Source organism: Aeromonas sp. PI_26, from assembly GCF_027854445.1.
Classification (GTDB): Bacteria; Pseudomonadota; Gammaproteobacteria; order Enterobacterales; family Aeromonadaceae; genus Aeromonas; species Aeromonas veronii.
The window spans coordinates 120,246-137,210 of sequence record NZ_JAJNOE010000002.1 but is presented as its reverse complement, the minus strand read 5'-3'; the positions used below and the strand labels follow the sequence as shown (position 1 = coordinate 137,210).

At 62.1% G+C, this 16,965-nt stretch carries 13 protein-coding genes; 5 read left to right on the top strand and 8 right to left on the bottom strand.

The genetic code is table 11. The features are described 5' to 3' along the window. Both LRL22_RS03120 and pdxY read left to right on the top strand, forming a co-directional pair. On the top strand, nt 1–2,133 hold the full coding sequence (locus tag LRL22_RS03120; protein ID WP_270904699.1) for a lysine decarboxylase CadA: 2,133 nt from the start codon (nt 1–3) through the stop codon (nt 2,131–2,133). A gap of 93 nt (nt 2,134–2,226) precedes the next feature. Continuing rightward, nucleotides 2,227–3,087 (top strand): pyridoxal kinase PdxY, encoded by an 861-nt coding sequence (gene pdxY, locus LRL22_RS03115; RefSeq protein WP_270904698.1) that lies wholly within the window; start codon nt 2,227–2,229, stop codon nt 3,085–3,087. A gap of 76 nt (nt 3,088–3,163) precedes the next feature. Here pdxY and LRL22_RS03110 read toward each other — a convergent pair whose 3' ends face one another. Beyond that, entirely contained in the window at nt 3,164–3,601 is a 438-nt protein-coding gene (locus tag LRL22_RS03110; protein WP_040066645.1) for a PliI family lysozyme inhibitor of I-type lysozyme, read from the bottom strand. Nucleotides 3,602–3,659: 58 nt separating this feature from the next. Next, nucleotides 3,660–5,693, bottom strand: coding sequence for a M13 family metallopeptidase (locus LRL22_RS03105; protein ID WP_236301710.1), 2,034 nt, complete (start codon nt 5,691–5,693; stop codon nt 3,660–3,662). A 180-nt stretch (nt 5,694–5,873) separates the two neighbouring features. Between LRL22_RS03105 and tilS the strand changes: the two genes are divergently transcribed. After that, a complete protein-coding gene (gene tilS, locus LRL22_RS03100) occupies nt 5,874–7,232 on the top strand; it encodes a tRNA lysidine(34) synthetase TilS (protein ID WP_270904697.1) in 1,359 nt (452 codons plus the stop codon). Nucleotides 7,233–7,321: 89 nt separating this feature from the next. Here tilS and LRL22_RS03095 read toward each other — a convergent pair whose 3' ends face one another. Beyond that, nucleotides 7,322–8,224: a GGDEF domain-containing protein gene (locus LRL22_RS03095; RefSeq protein WP_204380084.1), complete on the bottom strand. Its 903-nt coding sequence runs from the start codon at nt 8,222–8,224 to the stop codon at nt 7,322–7,324. A gap of 118 nt (nt 8,225–8,342) precedes the next feature. On the opposite strand from LRL22_RS03095, the gene LRL22_RS03090 reads away from it, so the two are divergent. Continuing rightward, nucleotides 8,343–10,295, top strand: coding sequence for a monovalent cation:proton antiporter family protein (locus LRL22_RS03090; protein ID WP_162519638.1), 1,953 nt, complete (start codon nt 8,343–8,345; stop codon nt 10,293–10,295). Nucleotides 10,296–10,323: 28 nt separating this feature from the next. On the opposite strand, the gene LRL22_RS03085 is transcribed toward LRL22_RS03090, so the two are convergent. The 4 genes from LRL22_RS03085 to LRL22_RS03070 all read right to left on the bottom strand — a co-directional run bounded on the left by LRL22_RS03085 (nt 10,324) and on the right by LRL22_RS03070 (nt 13,896). Next, nucleotides 10,324–11,469: a patatin-like phospholipase family protein gene (locus LRL22_RS03085; RefSeq protein ID WP_270904696.1), complete on the bottom strand. Its 1,146-nt coding sequence runs from the start codon at nt 11,467–11,469 to the stop codon at nt 10,324–10,326. 111 nt (nt 11,470–11,580) lie between these two features. Continuing rightward, nucleotides 11,581–12,459, bottom strand: coding sequence for an alpha/beta hydrolase (locus tag LRL22_RS03080; protein WP_270904695.1), 879 nt, complete (start codon nt 12,457–12,459; stop codon nt 11,581–11,583). An 82-nt stretch (nt 12,460–12,541) separates the two neighbouring features. Beyond that, nucleotides 12,542–13,138, bottom strand: coding sequence for a TetR/AcrR family transcriptional regulator (locus LRL22_RS03075; RefSeq protein WP_270904694.1), 597 nt, complete (start codon nt 13,136–13,138; stop codon nt 12,542–12,544). Between the two features lie 113 nt (nt 13,139–13,251). After that, nucleotides 13,252–13,896, bottom strand: coding sequence for a response regulator (locus LRL22_RS03070; protein ID WP_005338467.1), 645 nt, complete (start codon nt 13,894–13,896; stop codon nt 13,252–13,254). Between the two features lie 170 nt (nt 13,897–14,066). Between LRL22_RS03070 and LRL22_RS03065 the strand changes: the two genes are divergently transcribed. Further along, nucleotides 14,067–14,693, top strand: a complete 627-nt coding sequence (locus tag LRL22_RS03065; protein WP_270904693.1) for a glutathione S-transferase — start codon at nt 14,067–14,069, stop codon at nt 14,691–14,693. 75 nt (nt 14,694–14,768) lie between these two features. On the opposite strand, the gene LRL22_RS03060 is transcribed toward LRL22_RS03065, so the two are convergent. Beyond that, on the bottom strand, nt 14,769–16,880 hold the full coding sequence (locus LRL22_RS03060) for an alpha-amylase (RefSeq protein WP_270904692.1): 2,112 nt from the start codon (nt 16,878–16,880) through the stop codon (nt 14,769–14,771). Nucleotides 16,881–16,965: the final 85 nt, after the last annotated feature.

Below are 16,965 nucleotides of genomic sequence, written 5' to 3'. Positions count from 1 at the left end.
ATGAATATCATTGCCATCCTCAACCACCTCGGCGTTTTCTTTAAAGAAGAACCTATTCGCCAGCTGCAAGCCTCCCTCGAGCGCAAGGGTTTCGAGGTTGTTTATCCGGTCGACGTCGCCGACCTGCTGAAACTGATCGAGAAGAACCCCCGCGTTTGCGGCGCCATCTTCGACTGGGACAAATACTCTCTGGGCCTGTGCAAGGAGATCCATGATCGCAACGAGAAGCTGCCGATCTTCGCCTTCGCCAACGACCAGTCCACTCTGGATATTCACCTGACCGACCTGCGTCTGAACGTACACTTCTTCGAGTACCGTCTCGGCATGGCTGACGACATCGCCCTCAAGATGGGTCAGGCCACTCAGGAGTATCAGGACGCTATCCTGCCGCCGTTCACCAAGGCACTGTTCAAGTACGTGGAAGAGGGTAAATACACCTTCTGTACCCCGGGTCACATGGGCGGTACCGCCTTCCAGATGAGCCCGGCCGGCAGCATCTTCTATGACTTCTATGGCCCGAACGCGTTCAAGGCTGACGTCTCCATCTCCATGCCGGAGCTGGGCTCCCTGCTGGATCACTCAGGTCCGCACAAGGAAGCCGAAGAGTACATCGCCCGTACTTTCAACGCCGATCGCTCCTATATCGTTACCAACGGCACCTCCACTGCCAACAAGATCGTCGGCATGTACTCCGCGCCGGCCGGCAGCACAGTGCTGGTTGACCGTAACTGCCACAAGTCGCTCACTCACCTGATGATGATGAACGACGTGACGCCGATCTACTTCCGTCCGACCCGCAACGCCTACGGCATTCTGGGTGGTATCCCGCAGAGCGAATTCAGCCGCGACACCATCGCAGCCAAGGTTGCCGCGACACCGGGTGCCCAGGCTCCCCGTTACGCCGTCGTCACCAACTCCACCTATGATGGCCTGCTCTACAACACCGGCTTCATCAAGGAGAGTCTGGATACCCCTTACATCCACTTCGACAGTGCCTGGGTGCCTTACACCAACTTCAGCCCGATCTATGAAGGCAAGTGCGGCATGAGCGGTGAAGCGATGCCGGGCAAGGTGTTCTACGAAACCCAGTCCACCCACAAGCTGCTGGCGGCCTTCTCCCAGGCCTCGATGATCCACATCAAGGGTGACGTGGAGGAAGAGACCTTCAACGAAGCCTTCATGATGCACACCTCCACCTCGCCGCAGTACGGCATCGTGGCATCTACCGAGATCTCTGCCGCCATGATGCGTGGCAACACCGGCAAGCGTCTGATCAAGGACTCCATCGATCGCGCCATCTCCTTCCGCAAAGAGATCAAGCGTCTGCGTGATCAGAGCGAAGGCTGGTTCTTCGACGTATGGCAGCCGGACAACATCGACACCGTCGAGTGCTGGAAGCTGGATCCGAAAGATGACTGGCACGGCTTCAAGGACATCGATGACAACCACATGTACCTGGATCCGATCAAGGTCACTCTGCTGACTCCGGGTATGGGCCGTGACGGCCAGCTGCTGGAGAAGGGCATCCCTGCCTCTCTGGTCTCCAAGTTCCTGGACGAGCGCGGCATCGTGGTCGAGAAGACCGGCCCCTACAACATGCTGTTCCTCTTCTCCATCGGTATCGATCAGTCCAAGGCGATGCAGCTGCTGCGTGCCCTGACCGAGTTCAAGCGTGGCTACGACCTGAACCTGACCATCAAGAGCATCCTGCCGAGCCTCTATCGTGAAGACCCGAGCTTCTACGAAGGGATGCGTATCCAGGAGCTGGCGCAGAGCATCCACGATCTGACCTGCAAATACCGTCTGCCGGAGCTGATGTTCAAGGCGTTCGACGTGCTGCCGGAGATGAAGATGACCCCGCATGCTGCATGGCAGCAAGAGCTGGCGGGCAATCTGGAAGAGGTGCCGTTGCGTGACATGGTTGACCGCATCAGCGCCAACATGATCCTGCCGTACCCGCCGGGAGTTCCGTTGGTACTGCCGGGCGAGATGGTGACCCAGGATTCTCTGCCGGTGCTCGAGTTCCTCGAGATGCTGTGCGAGATCGGTGCCCACTACCCGGGTTTCGAGACCGACATCCACGGCCTCTATCGTCAGGCCGATGGCAGCTACACCGTCAAGGTGCTGCGTTAATCGACAGTGACAACAGTCGAAAGTGACAACAACGGGCCGCAAGGCCCGTTTTTCCCTCCGGAATTCCTGTTCTTATTGCGTGAGTCGCCAACCATGAAGCGAGTGCTCTCCATTCAATCCCACGTAGTCTTTGGCTGTGCCGGCAACAGCGCCGCCGTTTTTCCCATGCGTCGCCTCGGGATCGAGGTGTGGCCGATGAACACGGTGCAGTTTTCCAACCACACCCAATACCGCGAAGGCTGGCAGGGGATGGTGATGCCCGGCGGCCATATCCGTCAGCTGGTAAACGGCCTGGCGGAGATCGGCGTGCTGGCCGAGTGCGATGCGCTGCTGAGCGGCTACCTCGGTTCGGCCGAACAGGGGGAGGAGATCCTGGCGGCGGTGGCCCGGCTCAAGGCGCTCAATCCGGCCGCCCTCTATTTTTGTGACCCCGTGATGGGTCATCCCGACAAGGGGTGCATAGTGGCACCCGGCGTCGCCGATTTTCTGAAACACCGGGCACTGGCCTGCGCCGATATGCTGGCCCCCAATCTGCTGGAGCTGGAACAGCTCACCGGCCGCGATATCCGCAATGTGCCGGAGGCCATCGAGGCGTGCCAGCAGCTGCGCGCGCAAGGGGTCAAGCTGGTGATGGTCAAGCATCTGGGCAAGGCTGGCTTTGCCATGGACCGCTTCGAAATGCTGCTGGTGTGCGAGGAGGGGACTTTTCACCTCTCCCGCCCGCTCTACCCTTTTGCTCGCCACCCCATCGGGGTGGGGGATCTGCTGATCGCCACCATGCTGGCCAATCTGCTGGCCGGTTGTACCCCGGTAGCGGCGTTCGAACTTACCAACGCCAGCGTGGATGCGGTGCTGGCTCGTACCTGGCTGGCGGGGGCCTACGAGCTGCAACTGGTGGCGGCCCAGCACGAGATGGCGCTGCCGCAGGTCTCCATTCGGGCGACCCGCCTCTAGGCTATTTACGTCAACAGCAGAAACAACAAAGCCCTGTTCATCAGGGCTTTTTATATTTCAGATTCGGGGAGATGGCTTAGTCTTGCGGGCTTTTGAGCGCCTTGACCACATCCTCTTTGGGCTCCAGCTCCTTGACCTGATTGAAGATCTCCAGCTCCCCTTGCGGGCTGACGGTGTAGGCATCGGCATCCTGATAGCTGCCGCTGCCAGCGCTCTCGATGATGACCACCAGCTCGGGCTGTTTGTCGCCATTCAAATCGACCAGTTTCAGCTCCCGGATAAAGCCGTTGCGGGCCATCACCTTGCCATCCTGAAACTCATCCAGTGGAAATTGGGCGTTCTGACCCGAATAGAGCCGCACGTCATAGCTGCCGATGGAGGCGGGCTCACCGGCCCCCTGCGCTACCCGGATCACCTGCCCGGAGGGGAGGGTCAGCTGCTTGCTAAATCCCTCTTCGGCTTGTGCCGCCAGCGGCAGGGTCAGCAGCCCTGCCATCATCAATGCTCTGTTCATCTTGCAACCTCTTGCTGTCTCTTGAGTGCGGGCTCCCGGGGAGCCCGCCGTGATGTTGCTACCAGATCTTCACCCGCTTCTGGGGCGGCAGATAGAGCTTGTCCCCCGGCTGGATGTTGAATGCCTCGTAGAAGGCGGGAATGTTCGGCACCACACCGTTGACCCGGTACTCGGGCGGCGAGTGGGGGTCGGAGCGCAGCAGCATCTGCATCAGCTCGGGGCGATACATCCCCTTCCACACCTGCGCCCAGCCGAGGAAGAAGCGCTGTTCGCCGGTGAAGCCATCCAGCACCGGCGCCTCCTTGCCATCCAGTGACAGCTCATAGGCCTTGTGGGCGATGGTGAGACCACCCAGATCGCCGATGTTCTCCCCCAGGGTGAACTGGCCGTTGACGAACTGACCGTTGATGGGCTCGAAGCGGTTGTACTGGGCCACCAGCCGGCTGGTGCGGAAGCGGAACTCCTTGAGATCTTGCGGCGTCCACCAGTCGCGCATCATGCCGTCGCCGTCGGATTTGGCCCCCTGATCATCAAAACCGTGGCCCATCTCGTGACCAATGACCCCGCCGATGGCGCCGTAGTTGACCGCATCATCCGCCGTCATGTCGAAGAAGGGGGGCTGCAAAATGGCCGCCGGGAAGACGATCTCGTTGTTGCTCGGGTTGTAGTAGGCGTTCACCGTTTGCGGCGACATGTGCCACTCGTCCCGGTCGACCGGCTTGCCGAGGCGCGCCAGACTGTCTGCGTATTCAAAGGCTTGGGAGCGTTGCAGGTTGCCGACCAGATCATCCGGTTTGATGGTGATGGCGCTGTAATCCTTCCACTTGTCGGGGTAGCCGATCTTGGGGCGGAACTTGGCCAGCTTCTCGAGTGCCTGTGCCTTGGTCTCGGGCGACATCCAGTCGAGCTCCTTGATGCTCTGGCCGTAGGCGGTGCGCAGGTTCTCCACCAGCTGCTCCATCCGCTCCTTGGCCGCTGGCGGGAAGTAGCGGGCCACATAGAGCTGGCCGACCGCTTCACCCAGATGATCGTTCAGCACCCCGAGCGCCCGCTCCCAGCTGGCGCGCTGCTTGGGCGTGCCGCTCAATGTGGTGCCGTAGAAGGCGAAGTTGGCCCGGTCGGTCTCGCTGTCGAGATAGGGGGCGTAGTCGGTCAGCAGTTGCCACTTGAGGTAGGCCTGCCAATCGGCGATGGGGGTCTGGGCCATCACCTGATCCAGCGCGCTCAGATAGGTCGGCTGGCCGATGATGAGCTCCGGCTGGCCAGCAATGCCCGCGGCATTGAGATAAGCCTGCCAGTCGAGATGAGGGGCGAGCCGTGCCAGTTCACTGGCGGGGCGCTTGTTGTAGTTCTTCTCCCGATCCCGCAGCGCGACGTTGTCCCACTGGATGGTGGCGAGCCGGGTTTCGAGGGCCAGAATCCGCTTGGCCTTGCCGCTCGGGTCAGATTCCCCGAGGCGGCTCAGCATGGCGGCGATATGCTGCTGGTACTTCTGGCGCAGGGCCTGACTCTCGGGATCCTGCTTGAGGTAGTAGTCCCGATCCGGTAGCCCCAAGCCCCCTTGGTAGAGGTAGACCGCATAGCGGTCAGGGGACTTGGCATCGGCGTCGATCCAGATGCCGAACGGCGCGCCGCCGCCCATGCGGCCCGATTGGGCAAAGGCACGGGCCAGCGCGGCCTGATCACCGATCCGATCGATGTCGGCCAGCGCCGGTGCCAGCGGGGTAAGCCCCTTGGCGTCACGGCCTGCCTGATCCAGATAGCTGGCGTAGAGATCGCGGATCTGCTGGGTCGGCGTGCCGGTGGCGGCCTCCTGCTTGGCCAGCCCCTCGACCAGCACCCGCACATCGGCGAGGGATTTGTCCCGCAGCATGTAGAAGGCGCCATCGGCGGGTCGATCGTCGGGGATCTTGGCGGTGGCGAGCCACTTGCCATTGACGTAGCGGAAGAAGTCATCGCCGGGTTTGACCTGGGTGTCCATATTGGCCAGCGCCAGCCCGGAGTGTTTGGGGGAGTCTTGCGGTGCCTGACTGCAGCCAGCCAGCAGGGCCAGTCCAATCAGGCCGGCCAGTAAGCTTTTCTTATTGTTCATCTTGTTTGATTCCAATTCGGATTGTTTGCTTCCCTGCCCATCTTCCTTGCTCCAACCGGTTGTGCGACCGCCTTGCGGCCTGCCTGGTGGAGAGGGCGGGCGAGCCTCACTCTAGCAGCAGGGTTGCAGCTTGATAAGCCCGACTCTGCTAAGATCGGCCGGTCCGTTTTGGGGAAGCCTATGATTTCTGATCTTTATTCTCGCTTTTGTCTGACTATGCCAGCGCCGGAAGGTTCCACCGGTCTGCTGGTGGCCTTCAGTGGCGGCCTCGACTCCACCCTGCTGCTGGTGCTGGCGGCCCAGTATGCCCGCGAGCATGGCCTGCCAGTTCGCGCCCTGCACGTGCACCACGGCCTCAGTCCCCATGCCGATGAGTGGGTCGCTCATTGTGAAGCCGTGTGTCAGCAATTGGCGGTGGAGCTGCTGGTGGAGCGGGTAACACTGGCCCGTGGCAATGGCGAGAGTCTGGAGGCGCAGGCCCGCACAGCCCGTTACCAGCGGCTGACCGCCCGGATGCGGGAGGGGGAGTGGCTGCTCACCGCCCACCATCAGGACGATCAGCTGGAGACCCTGCTGCTGGCCCTCAAGCGCGGCGCCGGTCTGCGTGGACTGGCGGGGATCCTGCCAAGCCAGCCCTTTGCCGGCGGCCTGCTGCTACGGCCGCTGCTCGATATGAGTCGCGCCGAGCTGGCCGAGGCGGCGGCGAGCCTCCCCTTTGGCTGGGTGGAGGATGAGAGCAATCTGGACGTGAGTTATGACCGCAACTTTTTGCGCCAGACGCTTATCCCCCAGCTCAAGGCGCGCTGGCCCGCCATGGCCCAGACCGCGGCGCGCAGCATGGCCCTGTGCGCCGAGCAGGAGGCGCTGCTGGATGAGCTGGCCGAGAGCGACTGGCAGCTGGCGGGCGAGGGGGAGGCGCTCCATATCGGCCCGCTGCACGCCCTTTCACCCACCCGGCGCAACAACCTGCTGCGCTACTGGATCCGCCGTCAGGGGGGGGAGATGCCATCACGTGAACAGCTTGCCCGACTGTGGCAGGAGGTAGCGCTGGCGCGCGGCGATGCCAATCCCCGGCTCAACTGGGGGCGCCAGAGCTGCCGCCGTTTTCAGGAGCGGCTCTATCTGGTGAGCCCGGACTTGCAACCCTGCCATCAGGTATTGCCGCTGACAGTGGGTGAGCCGCTGACCCTGCCGGACGGGCTGGGTGAGCTGGTGGTACGCATGGCGGAGCACGGCGAGGGGCTGCTGCGTGCCCCCCGAGCGGACGAGCCGCTCTCGGTGCGTTTTCAGGTAGCGCCCGGGATCCCCCTCAAACCGGTGGGGCGAAGCGGCAGTCGGCGGATGAAGAAGCTGCTGCAAGAGTATGGTGTTCCCTCGTGGCAACGGGGACGCATTCCCATCCTCTACTATGGCGAGCAGGTGGCGGCGGTGGTGGGGCTCTTTGTCTGCGACGGTTTTATGGCACAGAGTGCCGGGCTGGTCTGTCACTGGCAGGGAAACGGTGCCGCCCCAATCCTGCCCGAGCAGGATCTTGCATGAGGTGATCTCGGTGTGAGGGAGGATTAGCCCCAAAAAAAGAAGCTCCGGTCACATGGCGCGCATGTGCCGGAGCAAAGAAGAGTTCGGGATTATTCGTTAGAGCTGGCCTTGCCTGCTTTTTTGCGGGCGTAGAGGTGGCTGTCGGCCGCCTCGTAGAGGCTCGGCACATCGACCCCGGATTGCCAGCTGGCGGCGCCAAGGCTGCATCCGACCGAGAAGGTGCTGAGCTCCTTGTTGGTCATCAACATATGCTGCAGTCGCAGCCAGACCGGGCGCCACGCCTCGGGTTCGGCCGGTTGCAGCAGCAGGGCAAATTCATCTCCCCCGAGCCGGAAAGCTTGATCCGTGCTGCGGATGCACCCCTTGAGCAGCTGGGCGAAGCGACTCAGCACCAGATCCCCCACCGGATGACCCCAGGTGTCATTGATCTGCTTGAAGCGATCGAGATCCAGCAGCACCAGCACCAGACCGTGGGGCTCTCGGCTGTGCTGCTCGATGGCGCGACCGATGGCCTCGTCAAAGTAGGAGCGGTTGCCAAGGCCGGTCAGGTGATCGAGCCGGACCAGCTGATCCAGTTTTTCCAGCCGCAGATAGAGGGGCAGCAGCAGGCAGAGCAGCTGATGGTATTGCATCAGTACCCGTTGCTGGCTGCCGCTCAGCGGATGTTCCAGCTCGTAGTGAAGCTGGCCGAGCAGCTGGCCATGCTGACCGCGCAGCTCGAACGGATAGTTGTGCAGGTTGAGGGTGGCCAGCGGCGGGTGCTGGATCAGCACATGGGGCTGGCCACAATCGAGGTAGAGACTGTGGATCCTGACAATTCTTGCCGCACGATCGGCAAAAGTTGTCAGCAGACCGCCGAGATCGCTCTGCCCCAACAACTGCTCGAGCAACTGGTTGCGTTCAACGCTGGGCAACGGCGTGAGCCGCTCCATCTGGCGAACCCACTGCTCGATGCCATGGCTAAAGCCATTAAGTGACGACGTATTTTCCATGGTCTTCCACCTGTAACACCTGACTACTGTCTCCTCCCTGCAATTGGCATGCCCAATATATCTTTCCTGCCCGCCAGATCGGCTGACTAAGCTTAAGTCGATAAAAGGAGAGGAAAATTTGTACACCGACCTGTTGATCCTGCTGTTCGCCGCCGTCCTGCTGGTGGCAACTTTCCGGCGCCTCGGCTTGCCGGTGATCCTCGCCTACCTGATTGCCGGCGTCTTGCTCGGCCCCCACGGGCTGGCGGTGATCACCGGCCAGTCGATCATGCAGACCATTGCAGAGCTCGGGATCGTCTTTCTGATGTTCTCGCTGGGGCTGGAGTTCTCCCTGCCGAAATTGCTGGCGATGCGGCGATTGGTGCTGGGGGTGGGGATGTTGCAGGTGCTGCTCACGTCACTGCTCTTCTTCGCCATCGGCTGGTGGTGGGGGCTGGGTCTGGCCCAGTCGCTGGTGGTGGCGGGGACGCTGGCGCTCTCCTCGACGGCGGTGGTGATCAAGCAGCTCGGCGAGCAGAAGCAGCTCCATACCCGCCGTGCCCAGCTGGGGGTGAGCGTGCTGCTGTTTCAGGATCTGGCGGTGGTGCCCCTGCTGGTGATGATCCCGATCCTCGCCCAGCCGGAAGTGCAGGGGAGCGCCCTTGCCGCCGAGATCGCCTGGGCCACCCTCAAGGGGCTGTTTGCCCTCTTCACTCTGCTGGCGGTGGGTAAGTGGTTGCTGCCGCTGCTGTTTCACGAGGTGGCGCGGGCCCGCTCCGACGAGCTTTTTGTGCTGAGTGCCCTGCTGGTGGCGCTGCTGGCTGCCTACATGACCCATTCGCTGGGGTTGTCGATGGCGCTGGGGGCGTTTCTGGCGGGGATGATGCTGGGGGAGTCCCACTACCGTCATCAGCTTGAGGTAGACATCAAGCCCTTTCGCGACGTGTTGATGGGGCTCTTCTTTATCACCATAGGCATGGCCATGGAGTGGGAGCTGGTGGCGCGGGCATGGTGGCAGGTACTGATCTGCGTGGTGTTGCTGGTGCTGTGCAAATCTCTTCTGGTGCTGCTGGCCGGGCGGCTGATGGGGGAGCGCAAGCGCGACAGCATGGCCGCCGGTATCATGCTCAGTCAGGTGGGGGAGTTCGGCTTCGTGCTGCTGGCGCTGGCGCTCCACCACGGCTTGCTGGATCAGCAACTGGTCTCCCTGCTGATCGGCATCGGCATCATCTCCATCGCCATGACCCCCTGGCTGGTGACCCAGGCCCATTCGCTGGCTCGCAGCCTCACCGATCCGGCGCTGCTGACTCGCTCCGAAGTCGCCCAGTCGGGCCTGAGCAAAAACCAGCACGTCATCATCGCCGGCTTTGGCCGGGCGGGGCAGACCTGTGCCCGCTTTCTCAAGCTCGAGGAGATCCCCTTTCTGGCCCTCGATCTTGACCCGGAGCGGGTGAGCGAGGCCAAGCTGGCGGGGGAGCAGGTGGCCTTCGGCGATGCCAGCCGCCGCGATATTCTGCTGGCCGCCGGGCTGCTGCGGGCGCGGCTGGTGATCATCACCTTCGATGATCGCAAGCGGGTGGAGGCGATGCTGGCACTGATCCGCGAATTGGCGGGGGATCTCAAGGTGCTGGTGCGTACCCGGGATGACAGTTTTCTGGAGCAGTACAAGCAGGCGGGGGCGTTTGAGGTGATCCCCGAATCCCAGGAGGGGGCCCTGATGCTGGTCTCCCACCTGCTGCTCAATTGCGATATCCCCATCGGTCGGGTGATCCGCCGGATGGAGCTGGAGCGCAGCAGTCAATATCGCTTTCTGCACGGCTTCTACTGGGGGGATCAAAGCGCCAGCAATCTGGAAGCGGATCAGCTGCTCGAACGCCTCCATCCGCTGTTGCTGCACGATCAGGCGTGGGCGGTAGGCCGTGAAGTGCGCGAGCTGCCGCTCGATGAGGTGCGGATCAAGGAGGTGCAGCGCGGGGATCAGAGTCTGGAACCCAGACCCGAGTTGGTGCTGGCGGCTGGCGATCGACTGATCCTGTTTGGCACCGTGGTGGCGATGGAGCAGGCGGAGCAGCGTTTGCTGGAGGGGCGCTGAGCCCCCTCGCACTCATCGGCCGCGTCCTTTACTCCCGCTCTTTTGGTAGCCCTTCGATATCGAGGAAGGCGACGACCCGCTCCCGCTCCCTCAGGGTGTCCTGATAGCCCAGCTTGATCAACTGCTGGCAGTAACCCGGATAGAACATCAAAAAGCTGGCCAGACTGCTGGTCTCATCCCCCTTCACGCCCAGCACCCGCAACAGCCGGCGCAACTTTAGCGGCAGTTTGCGCAGATAGGCCAGTGCGATGGTGTCGAGATCCTGACTCGGTTTCAGCACACAGGTCTCCACCCGCTTCAGCTTGAGGCGGTTGCGCTCCCGCTCTGGGATAAGATCCAGAGTCTGGTTGATGCGCCACAGCCGCTCCAGATCGGAGTTGAGGGTGTCAGTAAAGACCGTATCGAGCAGATGGCTGGCAATATTGGAGCTGGTGAGGTGGCCGTGGTGATGGGTCGGTGCTGAGTGCTCAGGCGGATCTAGGGCGATCAGAAGGATCCGTTCACCCCCCAGATGGATGGCGGGGCTGAGCGGGCTCAGCTGGTGGATGGATCCGTCGCCGTAGAACTTCTCGCCGATCCGGGTGGCCGGAAAGACGAAGGGGAGCGCCGAGGAGGCGAGCAGATGCTCAGATGTAAGCACTGTGCGCACCCCGCGCCGTCTGGCCCGCTCCCACGGATGGTGGTCGGCACGCCCCTGAAAGAAGGTGGTGGAGAGGCCGTCATCGTAATCCGACGCCGTGATGGCGAGCGCCTCCAGACTGCCGTAGAGGATGTTATCATCGATCCGATGATAGTCGATGAGCTGATCCAGCAGGCGGTGCAGCGGCGCGTTGTCAAAGAGGTGAAAGGCGTGGTTGGTGTGGGGGTTGATCAGCCCCGCCGACCCCTCGTACAACAACCGCCACAGCAGGCGCCCCGGGTGAAAATCGAAGATGTGGTGAGTCTCGAAGCGGCGCCAGACCCACTCCAGCTTGCGCACTCCCAGATGGAAGCAGGAGGCGTAGCAGGCCAGTGCAGTGACATTGATGGCCCCCGCCGAGGTGCCACAGAGGATGGGAAAAGGGATGCCGAGATTGCGCGGGTAGAGCTCCGCAATCGCCTTGAGGGCACCGACCTGATAGGCGGCGCGAGCACCGCCACCGGTGAGCAACAACGCTGTATTGGGTCTGGCCATATGCTGGCGCCTTATTGTGTACTGACAAGAATGTTCCCACTGACAAGTTAACTATAAGGCGCTGTATCAAATATAAAAACGGGCGCTCGCCCGTTTTTTCATGGCCCCATGTCAAAGGGCGCGGTGAGGATTTTCCGGCCGCGCCAGCTGATCGAAGGCGGCGAATACCGGGGCGCTGGCGAGGATGCGACCGTGGCCCAGACCCCGGGTGCTCACCAGCCGGGTATGACCATCCTGACTGGCCCGCAAGGAGTCGCTATGGGGGGCGAATCTGTCCTCCTCGTCATGCACGATCATTGCCGCACCGCTGCGACTGGCGAGGCGACCCAGCGGATCGACCGTGCTCAAGGGGTGCTGGTACTCTTGCTCAATTTCCTTGACCACCGCATCGAACAACCGGATGGAGTAGCCGGAGCGCGCCACCATGCCGTAGAGCTGGGGCACATAGTCGAGCACCGGCGAAATCAACAGCAGCGGCAGGGTATCGATACCCGGCTGACGGCTGGAGAGGGTGACGGCGCCTCCCATGCTGTGGGCGATGACCCCGTGCAGCGGGCCTGCTTCGCTGGCCAGCTTGGTCGCCAGCTCGTCGAAGGCGCGCACGAAACGGGGCAGGTGACCAGTGTTGCCCGCGCTCTGGCCGTGGGCCGGATGATCGTAGGCAATTGCGGTGAAACCCTGCGCGGCGATATGGCTCATCAGCGGATAGAACTGGCTGGCGCTGCCGGACCAGCCGTGCATCAGCAGCCACAGCGGCCCCTGACCGAGCCGATAGCTCATCAATACCCCTTCGCTGGTATGGACGGCCTGCTTCACCAGACCGGCTGGTTCGTGGCCACCGCGCTGGTTGCGCTGGGGGGTGAGCAGCAACTTGCTGGCGGTGCGCTTGGCATGGGTGGGGGCGAGTCTGTGGTGCAACCGGGTGCCGATCCCCAGCAGCCATTTGCTCGGGCTGAAGCGGCGGGTGTTGAAGTAGATCTTGCTGCTCATGGTCATCCTGTGGTTTTTATGTGCGAACGGTCGTGCTTTTTTGTCGGTTTTTAAAAAGTCGTGTTGAACGGATGCTAAAACATCAGCGCCAGCTGGCGAGCAGAGCATCCACTTCGGGCCAGAAGTGGCGAGCCGGATCCTGACACAGTTCGAGGTCGTTGAACACCTGATCCGCCAGATAGAGGCCATAGAGGCGATAAACGGCGCGCCAGGGATCCATCTCGCGTCGCCACTCGCCTGCGGCCTGACCCTGCACCACCTGACGGGCCAGATAGTCGAGCCAGAAGCGCACCAGTTGCCGGGCGGCTTGCTGCACCTGGCTCTTTTGCTCATGGCCATCCTGCACCGAGGTCCAGGCGTCGAGGAACATGCAGCGTCCGGCGAAGCAGTGGTTCCAAGCCTGCCAGGCACGCAGCAGGGCGATCAGCTTGTCGTGCTGGCTCTGGTGCTCCTGCTGGCGTACCGGCTGGATCACCCGCAGCCGGAACACCTCGGCGGCGTACTCCAGCACGGCGATCTGCAGATTGTCTCGGGATTGAAAGTGGGCAAACAGGCCGCTTTTCGACATCTCGCAGGCGCTGGCCAGCGAGCCGATGGTCAGGCTCTCCAGCCCTTGCTGGCTCGCCTGCTCAAAGGCTGTCTGCAAAATGTTGTCCCGGGTCAGGCGACCTTTGCTCATCACTCTCTCCTCGTTGGCGCTGGCAGCATAAAGTACGATCGTGCTAATTGTCGAGCAACAAATAGCCAGCATGGCTGGCTATGTCGTCTCGCGCGTGTCGCCGCGTTCGGGGCTCAGCTCTCCTTGATATCGAGCTGTTGCAGGGCGATAACCGCCTGAGTGCGGTTCTTGACGCCCAGTTTTCTGAAGATGGCGGTGATATGGGCCTTGATGGTGGCTTCAGAGACGTTGAGCTCCCAGGCGATCTGTTTGTTCAGGCTGCCATCGCGCAGCATGATCAGCACCTTGTACTGCTGGGGGGTGAGGCTGGCCAGCTTGCTGGCGAAATCGGGGCCATCTTCCGATTCGGGATGGAGCGAGATGCCTTCCGGCACCCAGTTATCCCCCCCGATCACCGTATTGAGGGCATTGACCAGCTCCTTCATCGGTACCGATTTGGGAATGAAGCCGAGCGCCCCGAGCCGCAATACCTGCTGGATGATGGCCGCATCTTCCGAGGCGGAGACCACCACTATGGGCAGGTCGGGATACTGGCCGCGCAGGTGGGCCAGCCCCTCGAAGCCATTGGCTCCCGGCATCTTGAGGTCGAGCAGCAACAGGTCGACCTCGGGGTGCTCGCCGAGCAGGCTGGTCAGGCTATCGATGGAGTCCGCTTCCAGCAATTGAGCGTCGTTGATGGCCATGTGCACCGCTTGGTAAAGGGCGCCCCGAAACAGGGGGTGGTCATCTGCGATGACGATGGTAAATTGGCTGTCCATATTTCGGTTAATGGCTCACATTGTTGCTAACTGATTGTTTTGAAAAATCAAACTAGCATCGCTCACCAAGAGGGTCAAACCCGCCGGTGCGCAAATGTGAAGCGAACATCGGATGTTTTGCCATCAGGGCAGATCGGCCGGTCGCAGGCAACTCATGCAGGAGGCAACAGATGGGATCCTTGGTATTGGCGGTGGGCACCGGCTCCACCTGGGCGATGCGGGCGGCACTGGTGCTCGCCATGAGCGGGCTGGCGTGGCAGGAGCAGGTGTTCGATCTGGAGGATGCCAAGTCGCTGGCGCGGCTCAAGCGGTTGGCACCGGCCGGTCTGGTGCCCTGGCTCGAACACGATGGCGTGCGGGTTCAAGACTCGCTGGCCATCGCTGAATATGTTCACGAGCTCTGTCCCGACCGCCAGCTCTATCCCGTTTCGCTGGCCGAGCGGGCACAGGCTCGCAGCCTCTGTGCCGAGTTGCACGCCGGATTTCGGCAGATCCGTTCTCTGCTCCCCTTCTTTCTTGGGGCGCCAACCCGTATCGATCCCCCGGTGGAGGCGGTCGGTGAGCTGGCCCGTTTGCAGGAGATCTGGTCGCAGGCGCGGGGCCCCTTCTACTTTGGCGAGGCGGGCATTGTCGATGCCTTCTATGCGGTGATGGCCTATCGGCTGGCCAGCTACGGCATCCTGTTACCCGGTCAGGCGGGAGTCTATCAGCAGGCGCTGCTCTCTTGGCCTCTGTGGCAGGAGACCCTGCTCAAGGCGCGGTTGCAGTGGCCGGTGGCGGCGCGCCAGTCACAGTGAGCCTTGGCAGATAGATAAACGAGAGAGGGGAGCCAGTGGCTCCCCTCTCTGTTGCTGGTATATATGGCCCAAGAGTTACTTCTGCCGACCGGCAAAGACCACCACCACCTTGTCATCCCCCTTCTCCCGCACAAAGGCGTAGGGGGCATTCGAGAGTTTCTGGTGGCTGCCTGCCGCAATGGCCGGATGGGCGGCGCGGAATTGGCCCAGTTGCTGCCAGTGCTTGACCAGCTCAGCCTTGTCTCCGCTAGCCAGATCCTGCCAGTTCATGTCCGAGCGCAGCGCCTGATCGAACACCCCGCCATCCTTGGCCAGCCCGCGGCCGGACTCGTCGCCGTAGTAGAGCTGGATGCCGCCTGGCAGCAGCATAAAGCTGTTGGCGACCCGGCGCTGTAGCGGCACATCCTGATAGTCGCCAAAGAACAGCTTGGTGTCGTGGGAGCTGATGTAGCTCAACACGTTGAACTCGGGATCCTGATTGATGCGGCTGGCGTAGCTGGCATAGGTGGGCTCGGCGCTGGCCATGCACTGGGCCTGGGGCAGGGCGAACTCGCGCTGATAGTCGAAGTTGATCAGGGAATCGAAACCGTTCTGATACCAGAAATCCTTGGCCACCCCGTGATCCCACACCTCGCCCACCATGTAGAAGGGCAGATCGTCGAGGGCCTTGCCCGGGTTGTTGGTCTTCCACTCCTTGAGTGCAGCAGTGCCCGCCTGCTTGAGCTTGGCCCACACCTCAGGCTCCAGATGCTTGACGGTGTCGGCGCGGAAGCCGTCGATGCCAAAGCGGCGCACCCAGTCGGTGTGCCAGGCGATCAGGTAGTCGCTCACTGTAGCGTTGGGCAGCGCCTTGGCGAGGGTGTCTTTTTTCGCGGCCAGCAACGGCGGCAGCCCTACCGGTTTGGTCGATTCGGTCAGAAAGTCCGGCAGCCCCGCCACCGAGCCGGTGACATCGTCGGTGCCGGGCTGCGGGTAGCCGGGCAGACCGGCGCGCACCCAGTCACCGCTCCACCACTTGTTCCACGCAGGTGATTGATAGTCGATGAACTGGTTGTAGCCATGCCAGTTGAGACCGCCGCTCGGGCGCCACTGGTTCCAGACGGTCGGCAGCTTGGCTGTGTTCTGGGTCAGTTCGGTGAGTCCCAAATCTTGCAGATCGGCGAGAGTGGCGTAACCGGCGTGGTTCATCACCACGTCGAGGATGATCCGCATGCCGCGCTTGTGGGCCTCGTCCACCAGGGTTTTCAGGCTCTCTTCATCGCCGTAGTTGGGGTCGATTTTGGTGAAGTCGAGCGCCCAGTAGCCGTGGTAGGCGTAGAAGGGGAAGTTGCCCTGCTCGCCACCGCCGATAAAGCCGTGCACCTGCTCCACCATGGGGGTGATCCAGATTGCGTTCATGCCGAGGCTCTTGATGTAGTCGAGCTTCTCGGTCAGCCCCTTGAAGTCACCGCCGTGCCAGGTGGCCACCTCGTCCTGACCATCTTTCTGGCGGCCGAAGCTGTGGTCGTTGGCGGGGTCACCATTGTGGAAGCGATCGGTCAGCAGAAAATAGACGCTCGCCTGATCCCAGCTGAACGGTGCTGGCTTGGCTGCCTTGACTGGCTCGAGCAGCAGCAGGCCTCCGCTCTCTTTGCTCGGGGCCAGGGTCAGTTTGCCCTGTTTGACCACCGCCTCCTGTTTTGAGTAGGCATCCCTCAGTCGGGTGCCGTCGGGCCAAGCCCCTTTCAGGGATACCGTGACCGGGCCGCCATCCCAGCTGATGCAGGGCTCTTCTGGTGGCTGGCGCTTGAACTCGCTCTTCTTGGTCGCCCGCAACACCTTGAGGCTGGGGGTATCCGGGTTGAAGGTGAACTGATACTCCCCGGCCAGCATCACCCGCAGGGTAAAGCTCTGATCCTTGCTGCATTTGTCCATGGGCTGTGCGGTGCCGAAGGGGAGCGGTCTGCTCTTGCTCGGGCCAAAGCTGGTGCCGCAACTGTTGTCTGCATCGCTGATACGGATCTGGTGGCTCCCCTTGGCAAGGGGATGGGTCAGCTCCACCGTGCCCTTGTCCAGCGCGATCGGGGCCGAGACCGGTTGACCATCCACATAGAGGCGAACCTCGGGGGCGGCCATCGCCTGTTGGGTGAACAGAGGGGCGGCCAGCAGTGCAAGCCAGAGGGGGGATAAGTTTTGAGCACGACGCATAAGCCATTCCTTGAGCAGGGCAGTTCGGACAAGGGCCCATTCTAGGAGCAGCAAAGCGCGCCTTGGATCGGCAAAACGCCGATTT